Raw genomic sequence first — 13,646 nt, forward strand, 5'->3', positions numbered from 1 at the left:
GAATAATTAAGGAGTTACCTTTTCCCGGACTATCAACAACTTTCCTGCATTTAATAGCCGGGATTTTGTTTTAAGTTCTCGTTGATCTGAAGTTCCGTAGTAGGGATAGGCCACAAATATTGGCGATCGTTCCAACTACGTACAGCAAGTGCCTGACATTTACCCGCTTCTTCCAATTTGGAGAAATCTGCACAACCATCCTCGTCCATTTCCGGTGTGAAAGCCCAAAACCAATCTCCCTGACTGGTTACCCGTTCGATACATAGTGAGGCCGGATAAAGGATACCATATGTCTTGCGATTCATAACCTTTTCGGCCAGTTTCCAACGGATGATATCCGTATATCGCATGTGTTCCTTTGCCATTTCCATACGACGTTCTACACGTAGCTGGTGGCGAAGTGTGGACTGGTCGTTAGAAGTGAAAGCCGGATAACTTGCCTTATCGGACTTGTCCACACCATAAGCACGCGCCCGAACCTCATTCAGTGCATCCAATACGGAGTTATCTATCTCATTTAATTCGATTTTCGCCTCGGCATATGTCAACAATATTTCGGCATAACGACAATAGATAATATCCTGGTCTACCTTGAAACCATTCTGAAGCCATGTTTCGTCTATCCCTTTTTTCCACACCAGACCATCGAAAGAAGCATATTGGGCATTGGCACGTGTATCATAATTTGTCACGATTTCACCCGTATTATAGTTCATACACGTCAGTGCCTCCGGGTGTGGGTTGTATTCATAACCGAGGTGGTTGGAACCAAATGGTACAATGGTTTCTGCTAAACGTGGGTCACGATTTGCAAATGGTTCATGCGGATCGAAGAGTGGTGATTCGTTAATAAGCAGACCGTCGGTACAGGTGAATGCAGCTAGTAACTCCCATGACGGACAGGTCTGCGTCCATCCTCCTACGTTACGGGGTAGATCATTGTATACCTGGTTAACTCCTCCGTTTCCTGTTCCCAGATAAATGTCATATGTAGCATCACGTGGAATTTTGAAAATAAATTCATTCGAGTTTTTTGTAGTAGACAAAAAAAGATTGCCAAAATCGGGATGCAATTCATAAATATTCAAGTCCATAACCGCCTTGGCTGCATCGGCCGCTGTTTCCCAATCTTCCATAATCAAGGCAACCCGGGCTTTTAGTGCCAGTGCAGCACCTTGGGTGGCTCGCTGTTGGTCAGTATAGGAAGTTGGAAGCACACTAATTGCATCATCAAAATCTTTATAGATTTGTGCCAATACGATGGATTTATCCGTACGTCCCATTGTCAACCCTTCTTCTGTACTTACATCGGTTAATACCAATGGTAAGTCACCGAACTTTACAATCAGTTTGGCATAAGCGGCAGCTCTATGGAATTTGGCTTCGGCAATCAGGCGGTTAATAGTAGTGGCAGATGCGCCATTTTCGATAGCACGATGCGATTTCTCAATAACTGCATTGGCACGTGAAATAGCTTTGTACTGATTGCCCCATAAACTGGTAACCCAAGCATTTTGTCCATTTAGAGTTCCGTCATCAAAAGAGGTCAGGAGATCGCGTGAAGTATAGTCGTCCGACCAGTCGGTCTGTTGTTGTCCGTCTTCCGGCCAGAAGTCATATCGATATAACTCATCAACGGCCATCTGCACTTCAGTTTCCGTGGAATACCAGTTTTCAGTAGAACCGCTTGACAATGGATTTAAATTGAGATCATGGCAGGCAGAGAGTAAGAGTATTCCTGCCCCGATATATAAGAGTAACTTTTTCATGTTTTTTATGGCTAGAAATTAATAGAAACACCAAATATTAGAGAGGTGGTAATAGGATACCCTTCTGTACTTACTTCCGGATCCCATCCTTTGGGGGCATTACTGATGGTAAACAGGTCACTTCCGCTTACATAAAGACGGACTGTATTCATACACGCCTTCGTAGTCCATGCTTTGGGGAGCGTATAACCGACAGAGAGATTTTTTAAACGAATGTACCGACCGTTGTAAAGCCAATAATCAGACATACAGAAATTAGCATCCCGATTGGTGCGAGTCAGGCGCGGATATTTGGCTGTCGCATTCTGCTCATCCGTATTTTTCGGACTCCAATAATTGCCGTCAAGAATAGTAGGGAAATTGAGCCAGTTGTCTCGAAGCCCTTCAATCATTGCAGCACTGATTTGAGATTTCTGACTTCCAACACCTTGTAGTGTCAATCCAAAGTCCCAGCCTTTATAGGCAGCATTGAAAGTGAGTCCAAACATATAGTGAGGCAGGGAACCGCCCAAAAGTACACGGTCATACTCAGGTGAGATAACTCCGTCGGGGACACCGTCCGGTCCGGAAATATCCTTGTACTTAATATCACCCACTTTGACGCTGTTGTTCAGTTTGGGCGACTTGTCCACGTCTTCCTGAGTCAGGAACAAGCCATCGCTTACGTAACCATACCATTCGTTATATTCACTTCCTTCCATTTTTACCTGATTGCCTAGGAACTGTGTACCATTCAGGTTTCCCATTTTGGAGGTAAAATCTGACAGATTAGCGGAAATGGAGTAAGTGAAATCACCGACTTTGTCCCTCCAGCCAACTTCAATATCATAGCCGGTAGTGTGCATGTTTCCGGCATTGACTTCCGGGTTGTCGTAGCCGATGAAGTGTGGAATTTCCAGTGCCAGCAACATGTCCTTCGTATTTTTTCTATAATAGTCAGCGGAGAAGTGCAGACGGTTATCCAGAAAATTAGCATCTAAACCGATATCCCAGCTTTCTGTTGTTTCCCATGAAATATCTCGTACGGCATACTTCTGCTGTGCGGCCGTAGTCACGGAAGAAACAATCCCCTGTGAATTCTGAAATAGTGCAGTGCTGTAATCAATTGCAGCCTGGTAAGGGTAATAATTATAAATAAAGTTACCGTCATCGTCATAAGCCCCGATACGTTCGTTTCCCAGTTTTCCCCAAGAGCCTCTCAATTTCAGGTAAGAAAACCAATCCATATTTATATTCTTGAAAAACTTCTCTTCAGAAATTACCCAACCAAGTGACACGGAAGGAAAATTGGCCCAACGACAATTGGATGCAAAACGTGAAGAACCATCCCGGCGGAGATTTGCTTGGATAAGATAGCGGTCTGCATAGCTATAGGTCATGCGTCCGAATAATGAGCGGTAAGCATATTCTTCCGCATTGCCACCATTATCCCGATAATCCTCCGAACCGAGGTCCAGGTAAGGATAGCTTGTCAACTGGTACTGGTCTCTGGATGCATCCAGGTTTTCCCAGAAAGCATAATAATCCTCGTAACCGATCATGACAGAGAAATCATGGCGCCCCAGTGTCTTGGCATAGTTGGCAAAGAACTGTGTTGTTATATCATGGCTGTCATTACGATTTTCCGTCAAATTGGTAGTGCGATAACCTCCCATGTAACCAACAGTGGTATTCGGATCTTCTGAACGGGTGTATGGAATCTGTTTGACAAAAGTTTTCTTCTTTACATTATTGAAATTGGGCGCCACGGCTGCTGATATTTTCAGCCCATTGACAGGAGTTATGTCAATACCGAGTTTACCGCCAATATTGGTTCCCCAGTTGGTAAAAGTGCCGCCATCTGTAATTTTGGCCAGCATATTTTCTCCATCTTTCACATCACCCCATAAGCCATTGGTCCATGTAGCAGCATAAATTGGCGGAATGTTTCGTCCACCTGCCCCCATGGGGTTGGAATTAGGCGAGAGAGCTTTAGAACGGGAAAAGTTCAAATCCAGATTTGCGGAAATATATTTATTTATATTGAAATCATTATTCACGCGTACCATAAAACGGTCATATTCCTTGTTTACATAGAGGCCGTCCGTTTTGTCATAGCGGAAAGAGGCTTTTGTACGAATAATCTTACCCCCACCAACAATGCTTAGAGTATGTGTCTGCCGGGGTGCGGAGCTTTTCAACAGAATATCTCCCCAATCCGTCATAGGATATTTGTCCGGATTAGTCGCATTATTTATGCTCCAGTTGGTAATTTCATCTTCCGTATATGTTTGGTACCATCCACCGTCTGGATTATCGTTATAGCGTGTTTCATTTACCATTTCCATGTAACGCTGGGCTCCTACATAGGTCGGCAACTTAGTCGGTATTTCCCACCCGTACTCAAAGTTGTAACTCAAAGCCACATCACCGCTCTTGGCACGTTTGGTCGTGATGACAATTACACCGGCTGCGGCACGTGAACCGTAGATCGAAGCCGAAGCAGCATCCTTCAATACGGACATACTTTCTACGTCTTCAGGATTTACGGAGTTGATATCACCCGGAATTCCGTCAATAATCACCAACGGACTGGAATCACCAATAGTTGTTACACCACGTATCTGGATAGAAGCACTACTACCGGGAGCTCCATTGTCACGACTGACCATTACTCCGGAAAGCGCGCCTTGCAAAGCTGTGGAAAGTTGGGTGGTACGACGGGCAGCAAGTTCGTCTCCTTTAACAGCTGTTACCGAACCGGTGAGATCTTTCTTCTTCATCGTACCATACCCCACTACGACTACCTCATCCAATTGCGCATTGTCTTCCTGTAGAATAATGTTAATATTCCTCTGCTCGCCGATATTGACAGTCTGCGTTTGGTAGCCAATATAGGTTATTTGCAATGTAGAATTGGCAGAGGCACTGATACTGAAACGTCCGTTCATATCCGTAATTGTGCCTGCCGATTTTCCTACGACTTGAATATTTGCTCCGATAATAGGCTCACCATTTTCATCTTTTACTATCCCCGTAACTAAAAAATCTTTTTGCTGCGCACCCTTTTCCTTATCCGTAGAGTTAATGAGCATGATGTTTTTACCTTCTATAGCATGGCGAATGCCTGTATCCTTGAATATATCATTCAAAACTTCATTAACGGCTTTATCTTTCGCATTCACTTTGACATTACGTTTGATATTGATATCTTTTACGTTGAATACAAACAGATAGTCCGTTTGTTTCTCTATTTCATTAATCACTTGTCCGATTGTTATATGGTTGGAAACAATCGTAACATGAGCTGTCTGCGCATAGCTTCCTATAGCTAGAAGATTTCCTACACATAAGAAACAGACGTAAACAATAATTTTCATAATACGGAATAACTGTTTATTTTCTATAAATAATTCCTGGTATAGAGAATTTTTCATATTTTCGCAACATATTAGTTTATTAGGTTTAACTTGATCTAGAACTATTTTGTCAGTTGGTATAAACTGATGGAAAATGTGGGATGGTGTTGCAGCACTGTCCCCTTTTCTTTTTTAAATGTTTCTTTATTGTTTCATAGGCATTAGAAATATTAAAAAGTTAATTAATGGTTATCGTATTGCTCTCGTTATCTTTAATATAGGTAAATTTATTATTGAGGGCAAGCACACGTATTACATGTTCAATCCCATCATGGGTCCGGAATTTTCCGGTATAGTGCGCATCAAGAATCTGTTGATTGTTAATGACAAAATTCACATCATAATAGAGTTTTAATTTCTCCATTATATCGCGTAGGGAGATATCGTTGAAACAAATAAGCCCTTCTTTCCAACGAAAATAGTCTGTTGTATGTATCTTTTCTTTAGTAAGTTGGTTTTTACTTAGTCTGGCCATGTCACCTGGTTTCAGTTTCATGAGAGATACTTCACTTTTCTTTTGCAGAATTTCTACAGCACCTTCCAATAAGGCTGTTTCCCATATACTATCTTTCTCATAGGCCAGCACATTGAATTCTGTCCCCAGCACCCGGATATTGCATCGGTTAGTTCCAACAATAAAAGGTTGTTTTATATTAGAACTGACTTTAAAATATCCTTCACCATCTAATTCTACATGACGTACCTTTTTAGAAAACCGTCCCGGAAAAGTCAACCGGCTACCGGAATTCAGCCATACATGCGTTCCATCAGCCAGGTATAATTCGGCATGCTGGCCTGCCGGAACAACTACCGTTTGCATATTCTCCTCCTTGTCTTGTAAAACGTGGTGAGTGTAAAAATAAGTGGTTGCCACAGTAAAAACAATGACAGCCGCTATCCGTACAATAACATCGAGAACCCTCCTCAGCGGATCTTTCTTCTCTTGTTGTATATCAACGGGACTTTTAGTCTGCCATAACGTAATGTCATACAATTTACGTTGCCGCTTATATTCTCTAAGATGCTGTTCATCTTCGCGCAGCCACTCCATTATCCTCTGTGACTCTTTTTCAGAGGCATTTCCTGCTATATATTTTTGTAATAGTTCATCCATCTTTTTATCGTTTTCATTTATATAACGATTCATCTTCGGTTTACCCTAAACGAAAAAGAATATTTTTTTCAAAAGATAAAGGAACGTGCGTAGTAATCGGTGTTACATATGGTAAAAAAAGAAATAAAATAAAGGCAGGTAATCTTTTAGCGTTTTTCTAAGAGCCTTAAGTGATTTGGATATATGATATTCCACATCTTTGATTGAAATATTTAATTCGCAGGCAATTTCCCGATTTGTTTTATTTCCAAATCGGCTGAGAGTAAATATACGGGAGGTTTGTTCAGGTAATGATTGCAATGTTCTTTGCACAATATCCATAACTTCTTTCGAGAATATTTCATTTGGATTACAGTCTTCCAGTGAGGAGAGGCGAAGAGCTAACTCTTCATTTTGTTTCTCACTAATCCGTGTGATGACCTGTTGTTTCATGCTTTCATGACGTAAGTAGTCTAAGGCTTTATTTCGCAAAATACTGAGCAACATCGGTTCAATATTTTCCACCGGGTTGTCCTGTATCCATTGCCACAGTTTGATGAGTGATTCAGATGCAATATCCTCGGCTACCATCTCATTGTGTATATACGACTTTACAAATAGAAAAGACTTTTTGTAATATCGCATATAAATATTATTAAAAGAATTCTCTGGACGAGTGAGTTTTGCAGGCATTTTAATTCTTTTTAGTTCATTAAAAATTTTGAGAAACAAAAATATAAAATGATATTTGATTCGCAAATTTTCTTTTTAGCTATTTATCCCAGCCAATAGATGTAGAGTGTTTGGTTTATTTCGTTATCCTCCTTCTCATGAGTGGTTGGAAAACTGTTTCCCATTTGATGTCAATCGTTCTGTTTTGCCAGATGAAAGGTGTAGTTTATTTTCTATTCGAGAGATGGTACAAGCAGTATCGTAATATAGAATTTATTTCCGTTGAGATTATGTATGGAGGAGAATCTGTTCAAAACATTAGCAAGGATGATGTCCAGAGTATTGAAATAGGTATAAAAAATCTTGTTCTTGTCTTCAGCAATGGTCTTACAGTCCATTACTATAATCTATGTTATAATACTTGAATGGACTGATCGAAAAATAGAGGTGATGTGTTAGCATTGAATGATGGTATTAAAGTATGGATTGAGTGTCTGCTGCGATATACTGAACATTGGCCGATTGTATACATCCCATACATTGTAAAAGTCTCTGGATGTCTTTTTTTTCGTGTGGTATGAGAATCTAATAGCGCAATTTGTAGGGATAAATAGTCCAAAGACAGATATCGGTTTTATGATTCTGTGCGACTTAGGAGCATGAACTGAATAATGGTTTGGCAGCGAAATATGCTGTTAAACCATTCGGTTTTCGTTAAACGAAAACACAACTTGCTGTCCCCTAATGGGGACAACGATTTGAATATTACGCTATATCCATATAGTGCTATAAAGCCTTTTGTCAGGGGAAAAACGCATACGGTTTCCGCCGGTTTTTCTGCATTTCCGATCTTCTGAAGGGGAATATTTCCCCACAGAACGTGCGTCTTCCCGCTATACTGCTATAACCATATAGCCATATAAAAAAGAATCGGAAATTGAAATATCATTGATTGACAGCATAATTCATTGATTTTCGAGAATCTCTTCTGTAGTCTTTAGTCCGCTATACCACTATCGGCATAGCTTTAGTTATCTCTATTTCGATGTCACCCCCTATGTGGTTCGCCATATCATGATATATCGCTATCCGGCTAACCCGTTATACCGCTATCAACATATCCCCGTCTATTCCTATTTCGATGTCACATCTTATGCGGTCAGCCATATCATGATATATCGTTATCTGACTATTCCGATATATTGCCGCCTTTTGTCATCCGGGACTTGCAGCGGATAAGATAAGGATCCCCCCAATAAGGACTTTTAGTCTAAAACAAAGTAAGCTAATGCAGTGATAATAAAGTTCTTATGATTATAGTTTCTCCTATAAAAGCATTATCTTAGTAGAGTAAATAAAGAAGCTAACAAGTTATGAACAAGCAAGTTAGAAGCATTTTAGCACAAGAGACAACAAAAACGAGCAAGATCCGGCAACTGTATCTTTTAGGGATTCCCCGTGCGGAAATCGCAAGGATGGTGACCAACGGTAATTACGGTTTTGTCGTGAACGCCCTGCGCCGGATGAATGAACGTGAGGGCGGTCTGAATATCCATCCGGCGACAGCTGCACTGGATTATACTTTCACCCGCAAGTTCGGTATCGAGATCGAGGCTTACAACTGCTCCCGTGAACGGCTCGCACGCGAGCTCAGGGAGGCCGGTATCGAGGTTATGGTGGAAAGTTATAACCATACCACCCGTCCGCATTGGAAACTCGTGACGGACGGCAGTCTGAACGGCAACGACACCTTTGAACTGGTCAGTCCGATCCTGGTCGGTGAAGCCGGGTTACAGGAACTGGAGAAGGGCTGCTGGGTGCTTGACCTGTGTGACGTGAAGGTGAACGGGAGCTGCGGGCTTCATGTACATATCGATGCCGCCGGTTTCAGCATGGAAACCTGGCGTAACCTGTCCCTGAGCTACAAGCACCTGGAACCGGTCATCGACAGGTTCATACCGGCATCCCGCAGGGACAACTACTATTGCCGTGGCCTGGGTCATGTCTCTGACGGGATGATACGTTCCGCCCGGATGGTGGACGAGCTGAAAGGAAGGATCGGTGACCGTTACCATAAGGTGGACCTCGAGGCCTACTCACGGCACAAGACGATCGAGTTCCGCCAGCATTCCGGAACGACCTGCTTCACAAAAATGCGCAACTGGGTACTGTTTCTCCACAAATTAGTTACCTTTGCCACGAGGGGACAGGTGCCTGTGGCCACCGCGCTCCAGAACATCCCCTTCCTCGACAGTGAACAGAAACTATATTATAAATTTAAGGACTAAAAAAATATCGACATGAACAGGCATATATATTTTAGCGGATGGCGGCAGGATTGCCGCCTCCGGCCCTTCCGAGTTTGTACGCATCCTGCGTGAAGGCAGCTGGTTTGACAGCGGATGCACCGACGAGGAGTACATAGTGAATTTCTCCGGACGGTACAGGGAACTGCACGGGGTGACGGTGAGAACCGACACCCCGGAGCAGTTCATGGACGACCTGAAAAAGTACGGTTACATCAGGGGCTGAGAAGCCCGTTCCTTTTATTGTTACGCTCCCTGCCGGTCTCACATGGACCAACAGGGATTTTTCTTTTCATCGCCGTAGTGTTCCCGTCCTGCTGTCTCCTCGTATATCGCTATCTTGCCAACATGAGTTCCCGCTATCTTCATAGCTTGACATATCACTATTCCAATAACATAAGCTGTTACAATATCCGTAGCCTGGTGTACCATTATCCCAAGAATGTAAGCTGTCAATATCTCCATGGCTTGACATGTCACAATCCTAGCAACATCGGGGAGAATCCTGGCCTCCCGCCGGACTGCCATTTGTTATGTCTTTTGCTGGCATTGACTATTCATGTCTATATATGACTATAACTGACAAGGTATCCTTTCCCACGTTTATTCTTTTTTTCTTTGCAGAGTAGGACGATAATCCGCCATCAGGAACATCCGCCTTACAAAACGCCCAATTGTCACATGGAATTAATGTATAAATCATAGTTATGGACAGCATTGAAAGGAAAAAAACAAAACCGTATAATATCAACGAGAAGGAGATACTGGATATAGTTGCCGCTAAAGGCTCATATTTGAGCAGTATTTCCGAGAATCTGGAAGAGGTGCCGCCCCACAAGGAGTCTTCATCCCGGGCGGAAAGTAAAAAGACGATAACGGATGAAGAGGTAAAAAAATACATTGAAGCCCTCCTGAACAATTTTTCATCCAACCGGCGCAAGCCCCTGCATATTGATGCACAGGTGTACGAATGTATCTCAGACATTGTCTGGGCAGTCAGACGTAAGGATTTTACTGTTTCCGGTGTTATAAGCCGCATACTGGTTGAACATATCAAAGAAAACGCCGGCATGATAAAGAAGATCACAGGACGAGATTACAAACTGTTACAGCCGTAATATGACGGGAAGTCCTCCTTAAAACAGCTCTGGAGGGGGAGTCGGAAATCACGACTCCCATCCGGAAGTGCATTTGGAAAGTATTTTGAACTGTATTTCAATAATTTGAGTTTCTAAAAGGAAGCTATTTTAAATAAAAACAAGAAAAATGGAAGTATATTACATTGAAGCCGGAATCTTTGAGGAAATGCTGGCTAGGGCTGATAGCCTGTCCGCACAGGTGGACCGCTTGTATGAAAAAAACAGGGAAAAGAAACCGGGAGAGTGAATGGATAACCAGGATGTCTGCCTGCGCCTTGACATCTCTCCACGTACCCTGCAGACTCTCCGGGATACCGGACGGCTGGCATTCACCCAAATCCAACGGAAAATCTACTACAGGCCGGAGGACGTGGAAAAGCTGATGGTCTATGCCGCCATGAAACGCAAGGAAAAGGCGGTGAGAGAAAAAAGAAAGAATGAATAATTAATTGGATGCAACATGGAAGGAATTATTAGCAAAGAGACGTGCAGTGTCCGCCGATTCTTTGGCCTGCTGGATAACATTCAGACGAAGCTGGAAAGGCTTGCGGAGGATAACCGCCCCCTGTTTAACGGTGAGCGTTTTCTCTCTGACAAGGAATTGTCGGACCTGTTAAAAATCAGCCGCAGATGCCTGCAGGATTATAGGGACCAGGGGCGTATTTCTTATATCCGGCTAGGTGGAAAAATTTTGTATAAGGTATCCGACATTGAGAAACTCCTGGAAGATAATTATCATGAGGCCCTGATATAATCGGACGTTCAATACTCAAGAATGCCGGCCGGAACCATTAAACATCGGTTTCGGCTGGCATTTCATTATTCGGATATTTCCGTTAGGGGGACCGTACTCCCTTTCTGTCTTCTTTTCATCAGCCGGTCCATGTCACCGGATATCTTCTGGTCGGTAACCTATGCATAGACCTGCGTACTGTTGATGTTCGTATGGCCCATCATCTTGGCGATGCTCTCTATCGGGATGCCGGAGGACAGCATCAGGGTTCCAAACGAATGCCGTGCGGTATAGGGCGTGACATCGGAATAAGGATAAACGGGGATATGCTGATAGTGATATAACATGATATGGTGAGCTGCATAGAGGATGACCTCGAAATAGAGATAACTAAAGCTATACTGATAGTGGTATAGCGGACTAAAGACTACAGAAGACATTCCCGTAAATCGGTGAATTATGCTGTCAATCAATGATATTTTAATTTCTGATTCTTTTATATGGCTATATAGTTATAGCAGTATAGTGGGAAGACGCATGTTCTGTGGGGAAACATTTACATTCAAAAAACCGGAAATGCGGAAAAAATGGCAGAAACCGTATGCATTTTTCCCCTGACAAAAGGCTTTATAGCACTATATGGATATAGCGTGATATTCAAAACGTTGTCCCCATTAGGGGACAGCAAGTTGTGTTTTCGTTAAACGAAAATCGTACGGTTTAACGGCAACCTGCCGCCAAACCGTCCCTACCCCCTGATGCTCCGGAGTCGTGGGGGATAAGCTACCGGCATGTTCCATGTCCCTTTGGCATGGGATCCTGCGGATGAATCCGGGCACAGAAAGGCGATTTTCGCATAATTTTTCACAAGGTAGTTCCAGAAAAAACTGGTAGCAAGACTTTGCTGGAAGGACTAAACAAGAAGGTGAAAGGAGTGATGTACACCCGCAATGCCCTTGTCCTTTTTCGACTGGGATGCATAAAGGAAGCGAAATATTTTATAAGTGGTTCCTTTCCACCAACCAGAAGGGTTGGTGGAAGCAGATTACCATTCAGTAGATACCAGTTCTGAAAGATGTAAACAACTTGTTTCTTAGATAGCCTTATAAATATGCTACTACTTATTACAGTTCATTTGGAAATGTTATTCTCACTTTTATTCCTCCGCTTTTTCACTTGCTCCACTGCTTCAGATATGATTCCCTTGTTTTCAAAACGCTGCGTGTAATTGGTATAATCCGGATGAATACGTTCGTAAGTTGGGTCAGTGAATAAAGGACTCGTAATAATGTGGTCCGCAGTCGAACGGTTACAGCAGAAAACAATATTTTCAACTCCAGCCAGTCTGGTCAATGCTTTCACATCCGTATCGTGCGGCTGTAGTGTCATCGGATCTGTAAAAAAGAACAGATAGTCTATTTCTCCTTCTACGATCCGCGAACCAATTTGCTGGTCACCTCCTAAAGGACCAGATTTCAGGATTGTGATATCCCATTTGATTTCAGGATGTTTTTCTTCAAGGGCTTTTTTAATTAGTGTACCGGTTGTACCCGTACAATAGAATTTATGTCCTATCAGACGTTCCGAGTTCCAGAGAACCCACTCTATCATGTCTTTTTTCATTGCATCGTGTGCAACAAGCCCAATTCTTCGAACAATTGTTTTCATAAAGCTAAATTATTTTTATATGATAAATTATAATAACAAGAAAAAACTAATTCTATTGAAGGCCGGAGGATGACCGGATAAGTCTGAGCAATTCTTTGTTTGCCCGGCTATCCATGATGGTTTCCCGTTTTTCTTCAAAAAGATTGAGTGTTGTGGAGCATTCCCCACAGATGTCAATGCCCACTACCTGTTCTTTCTGAAGAATAACAGCCAGCAGTTTCTCCAATTCCCATAAGCTGAGAGAACCTTGATCCCAGTTTGTTGCTGCCGAAGCCGGATTCAAGACATCCTTGTCTATGGAAATGTAAACCGGCCCGTTGATATGTCCGGAAGAAAAGTCCTGCCAACCCTCTTCGTGCATGAGCGTAGTTTCACTGTAAAACCGGACTTGTCTTTCATATCCTTTCGGCACAGCCTGTATCAGTTTGTCTGAAGCACCTACGATAATTACTTTCTTGCAGTTGTTGTTATGGTCCAATATATCCTTTACCCAACTTCCGCAAGAAAGTATGTTGTCAAACAACGGTGGCTGCATATCGGGATGGTGGTCGAACACAATCAGCGAAAACGGAGTTTCGAGTTTGTCTGTCCAGAATTTAGTCAAATAATGATAATTGCCTGAATCGATGAAATGGACTCCCTCCGCCGGATAATCAGCAATCATCCGCTTCAAAGCCAAAGTACCATCCCTGTCACAGTAGCCCTCTGTACCATAAAGATGACGACAGTCCAGCCATATAAACTTATTGTTCCGGGCAAACGCCTCGTAGTCATACACTCCCGTGAAGTTCATGATGATGATCGGCCATGCTATCCGTTTATCTGTTTTTTGATTTTGCCCGCTCATACGTTGTTTTTGCATATCCTT

At 42.7% G+C, this 13,646-nt stretch carries 11 protein-coding genes and 2 pseudogenes; 5 read left to right on the forward strand and 8 right to left on the reverse strand.

The features are described from left to right. Positions 1-50 precede the first annotated feature (50 nt). The 4 genes from DBK98_RS15700 to DBK98_RS15715 all read right to left on the reverse strand — a co-directional run bounded on the left by DBK98_RS15700 (position 51) and on the right by DBK98_RS15715 (position 6,953). Positions 51-1,769: a RagB/SusD family nutrient uptake outer membrane protein gene (locus DBK98_RS15700; RefSeq protein WP_005681494.1), complete on the reverse strand. Its 1,719-nt coding sequence runs from the start codon at positions 1,767-1,769 to the stop codon at positions 51-53. Positions 1,770-1,780: 11 nt separating this feature from the next. Then, positions 1,781-5,185 carry a TonB-dependent receptor gene (locus tag DBK98_RS15705; RefSeq protein ID WP_008765142.1) on the reverse strand — a complete coding sequence of 1,135 codons (3,405 nt, stop codon included), beginning with the start codon at positions 5,183-5,185 and terminating at the stop codon, positions 1,781-1,783. A gap of 160 nt (positions 5,186-5,345) precedes the next feature. Beyond that, entirely contained in the window at positions 5,346-6,314 is a 969-nt protein-coding gene (locus tag DBK98_RS15710) for a FecR family protein (protein ID WP_005681496.1), read from the reverse strand. 69 nt (positions 6,315-6,383) lie between these two features. Next, positions 6,384-6,953 (reverse strand): RNA polymerase sigma-70 factor, encoded by a 570-nt coding sequence (locus DBK98_RS15715; RefSeq protein WP_005681497.1) that lies wholly within the window; start codon positions 6,951-6,953, stop codon positions 6,384-6,386. 1,352 nt (positions 6,954-8,305) lie between these two features. Between DBK98_RS15715 and DBK98_RS15720 the strand changes: the two are divergent. Both DBK98_RS15720 and DBK98_RS23345 read left to right on the forward strand, forming a co-directional pair. After that, positions 8,306-9,236, forward strand: a pseudogene (locus DBK98_RS15720) (amidoligase family protein). 6 nt (positions 9,237-9,242) lie between these two features. Next, complete coding sequence (locus DBK98_RS23345) at positions 9,243-9,464, forward strand: hypothetical protein (RefSeq protein ID WP_080714608.1); 222 nt, start codon at positions 9,243-9,245, stop codon at positions 9,462-9,464. A 38-nt stretch (positions 9,465-9,502) separates the two neighbouring features. Here the strand turns inward: DBK98_RS23345 and DBK98_RS15730 are convergent, their stop codons facing one another. After that, positions 9,503-9,766 carry a hypothetical protein gene (locus tag DBK98_RS15730; protein ID WP_005681500.1) on the reverse strand — a complete coding sequence of 88 codons (264 nt, stop codon included), beginning with the start codon at positions 9,764-9,766 and terminating at the stop codon, positions 9,503-9,505. A gap of 179 nt (positions 9,767-9,945) precedes the next feature. Between DBK98_RS15730 and DBK98_RS15735 the strand changes: the two genes are divergently transcribed. From DBK98_RS15735 to DBK98_RS15745, 3 genes are all read left to right on the forward strand, one after another. After that, positions 9,946-10,356 carry a DUF3408 domain-containing protein gene (locus tag DBK98_RS15735; RefSeq protein WP_005681501.1) on the forward strand — a complete coding sequence of 137 codons (411 nt, stop codon included), beginning with the start codon at positions 9,946-9,948 and terminating at the stop codon, positions 10,354-10,356. Between the two features lie 268 nt (positions 10,357-10,624). After that, positions 10,625-10,822 (forward strand): helix-turn-helix domain-containing protein, encoded by a 198-nt coding sequence (locus DBK98_RS15740; protein ID WP_005681504.1) that lies wholly within the window; start codon positions 10,625-10,627, stop codon positions 10,820-10,822. A 15-nt stretch (positions 10,823-10,837) separates the two neighbouring features. Continuing rightward, positions 10,838-11,131: a helix-turn-helix domain-containing protein gene (locus tag DBK98_RS15745; RefSeq protein ID WP_005681506.1), complete on the forward strand. Its 294-nt coding sequence runs from the start codon at positions 10,838-10,840 to the stop codon at positions 11,129-11,131. A 65-nt stretch (positions 11,132-11,196) separates the two neighbouring features. Here DBK98_RS15745 and DBK98_RS23650 read toward each other — a convergent pair. From DBK98_RS23650 to DBK98_RS15760, 3 genes and pseudogenes are all read right to left on the reverse strand, one after another. Then, positions 11,197-11,490, reverse strand: a pseudogene (locus DBK98_RS23650) (tyrosine-type recombinase/integrase); the annotation flags it as partial. A 751-nt stretch (positions 11,491-12,241) separates the two neighbouring features. Then, on the reverse strand, positions 12,242-12,778 hold the full coding sequence (locus tag DBK98_RS15755) for a methylglyoxal synthase (RefSeq protein ID WP_005654459.1): 537 nt from the start codon (positions 12,776-12,778) through the stop codon (positions 12,242-12,244). A gap of 52 nt (positions 12,779-12,830) precedes the next feature. Next, positions 12,831-13,640: an arginase family protein gene (locus DBK98_RS15760; protein WP_005825802.1), complete on the reverse strand. Its 810-nt coding sequence runs from the start codon at positions 13,638-13,640 to the stop codon at positions 12,831-12,833. Between the last annotated feature and the right edge of the window lie 6 nt (positions 13,641-13,646).

This window comes from Bacteroides sp. PHL 2737 (genome assembly GCF_004115325.2).
Lineage (GTDB): Bacteria > Bacteroidota > Bacteroidia > Bacteroidales > Bacteroidaceae > Bacteroides > Bacteroides hominis.

Coding starts and splice junctions, on each gene's coding strand:
- DBK98_RS15700 (WP_005681494.1), bottom strand. CDS start 1,769: ATGAAAAAGTTACTCTTATATATCGGGGCAGGAATACTCTTACTCTCT.
- DBK98_RS15705 (WP_008765142.1), bottom strand. CDS start 5,185: ATGAAAAATTCTCTATACCAGGAATTATTTATAGAAAATAAACAGTTA.
- DBK98_RS15710 (WP_005681496.1), bottom strand. CDS start 6,314: ATGAATCGTTATATAAATGAAAACGATAAAAAGATGGATGAACTATTA.
- DBK98_RS15715 (WP_005681497.1), bottom strand. CDS start 6,953: ATGCCTGCAAAACTCACTCGTCCAGAGAATTCTTTTAATAATATTTAT.
- DBK98_RS15730 (WP_005681500.1), bottom strand. CDS start 9,766: ATGGCAGTCCGGCGGGAGGCCAGGATTCTCCCCGATGTTGCTAGGATT.
- DBK98_RS15735 (WP_005681501.1), top strand. CDS start 9,946: ATGGACAGCATTGAAAGGAAAAAAACAAAACCGTATAATATCAACGAG.
- DBK98_RS15740 (WP_005681504.1), top strand. CDS start 10,625: ATGGATAACCAGGATGTCTGCCTGCGCCTTGACATCTCTCCACGTACC.
- DBK98_RS15745 (WP_005681506.1), top strand. CDS start 10,838: ATGGAAGGAATTATTAGCAAAGAGACGTGCAGTGTCCGCCGATTCTTT.
- DBK98_RS15755 (WP_005654459.1), bottom strand. CDS start 12,778: ATGAAAACAATTGTTCGAAGAATTGGGCTTGTTGCACACGATGCAATG.
- DBK98_RS15760 (WP_005825802.1), bottom strand. CDS start 13,640: ATGCAAAAACAACGTATGAGCGGGCAAAATCAAAAAACAGATAAACGG.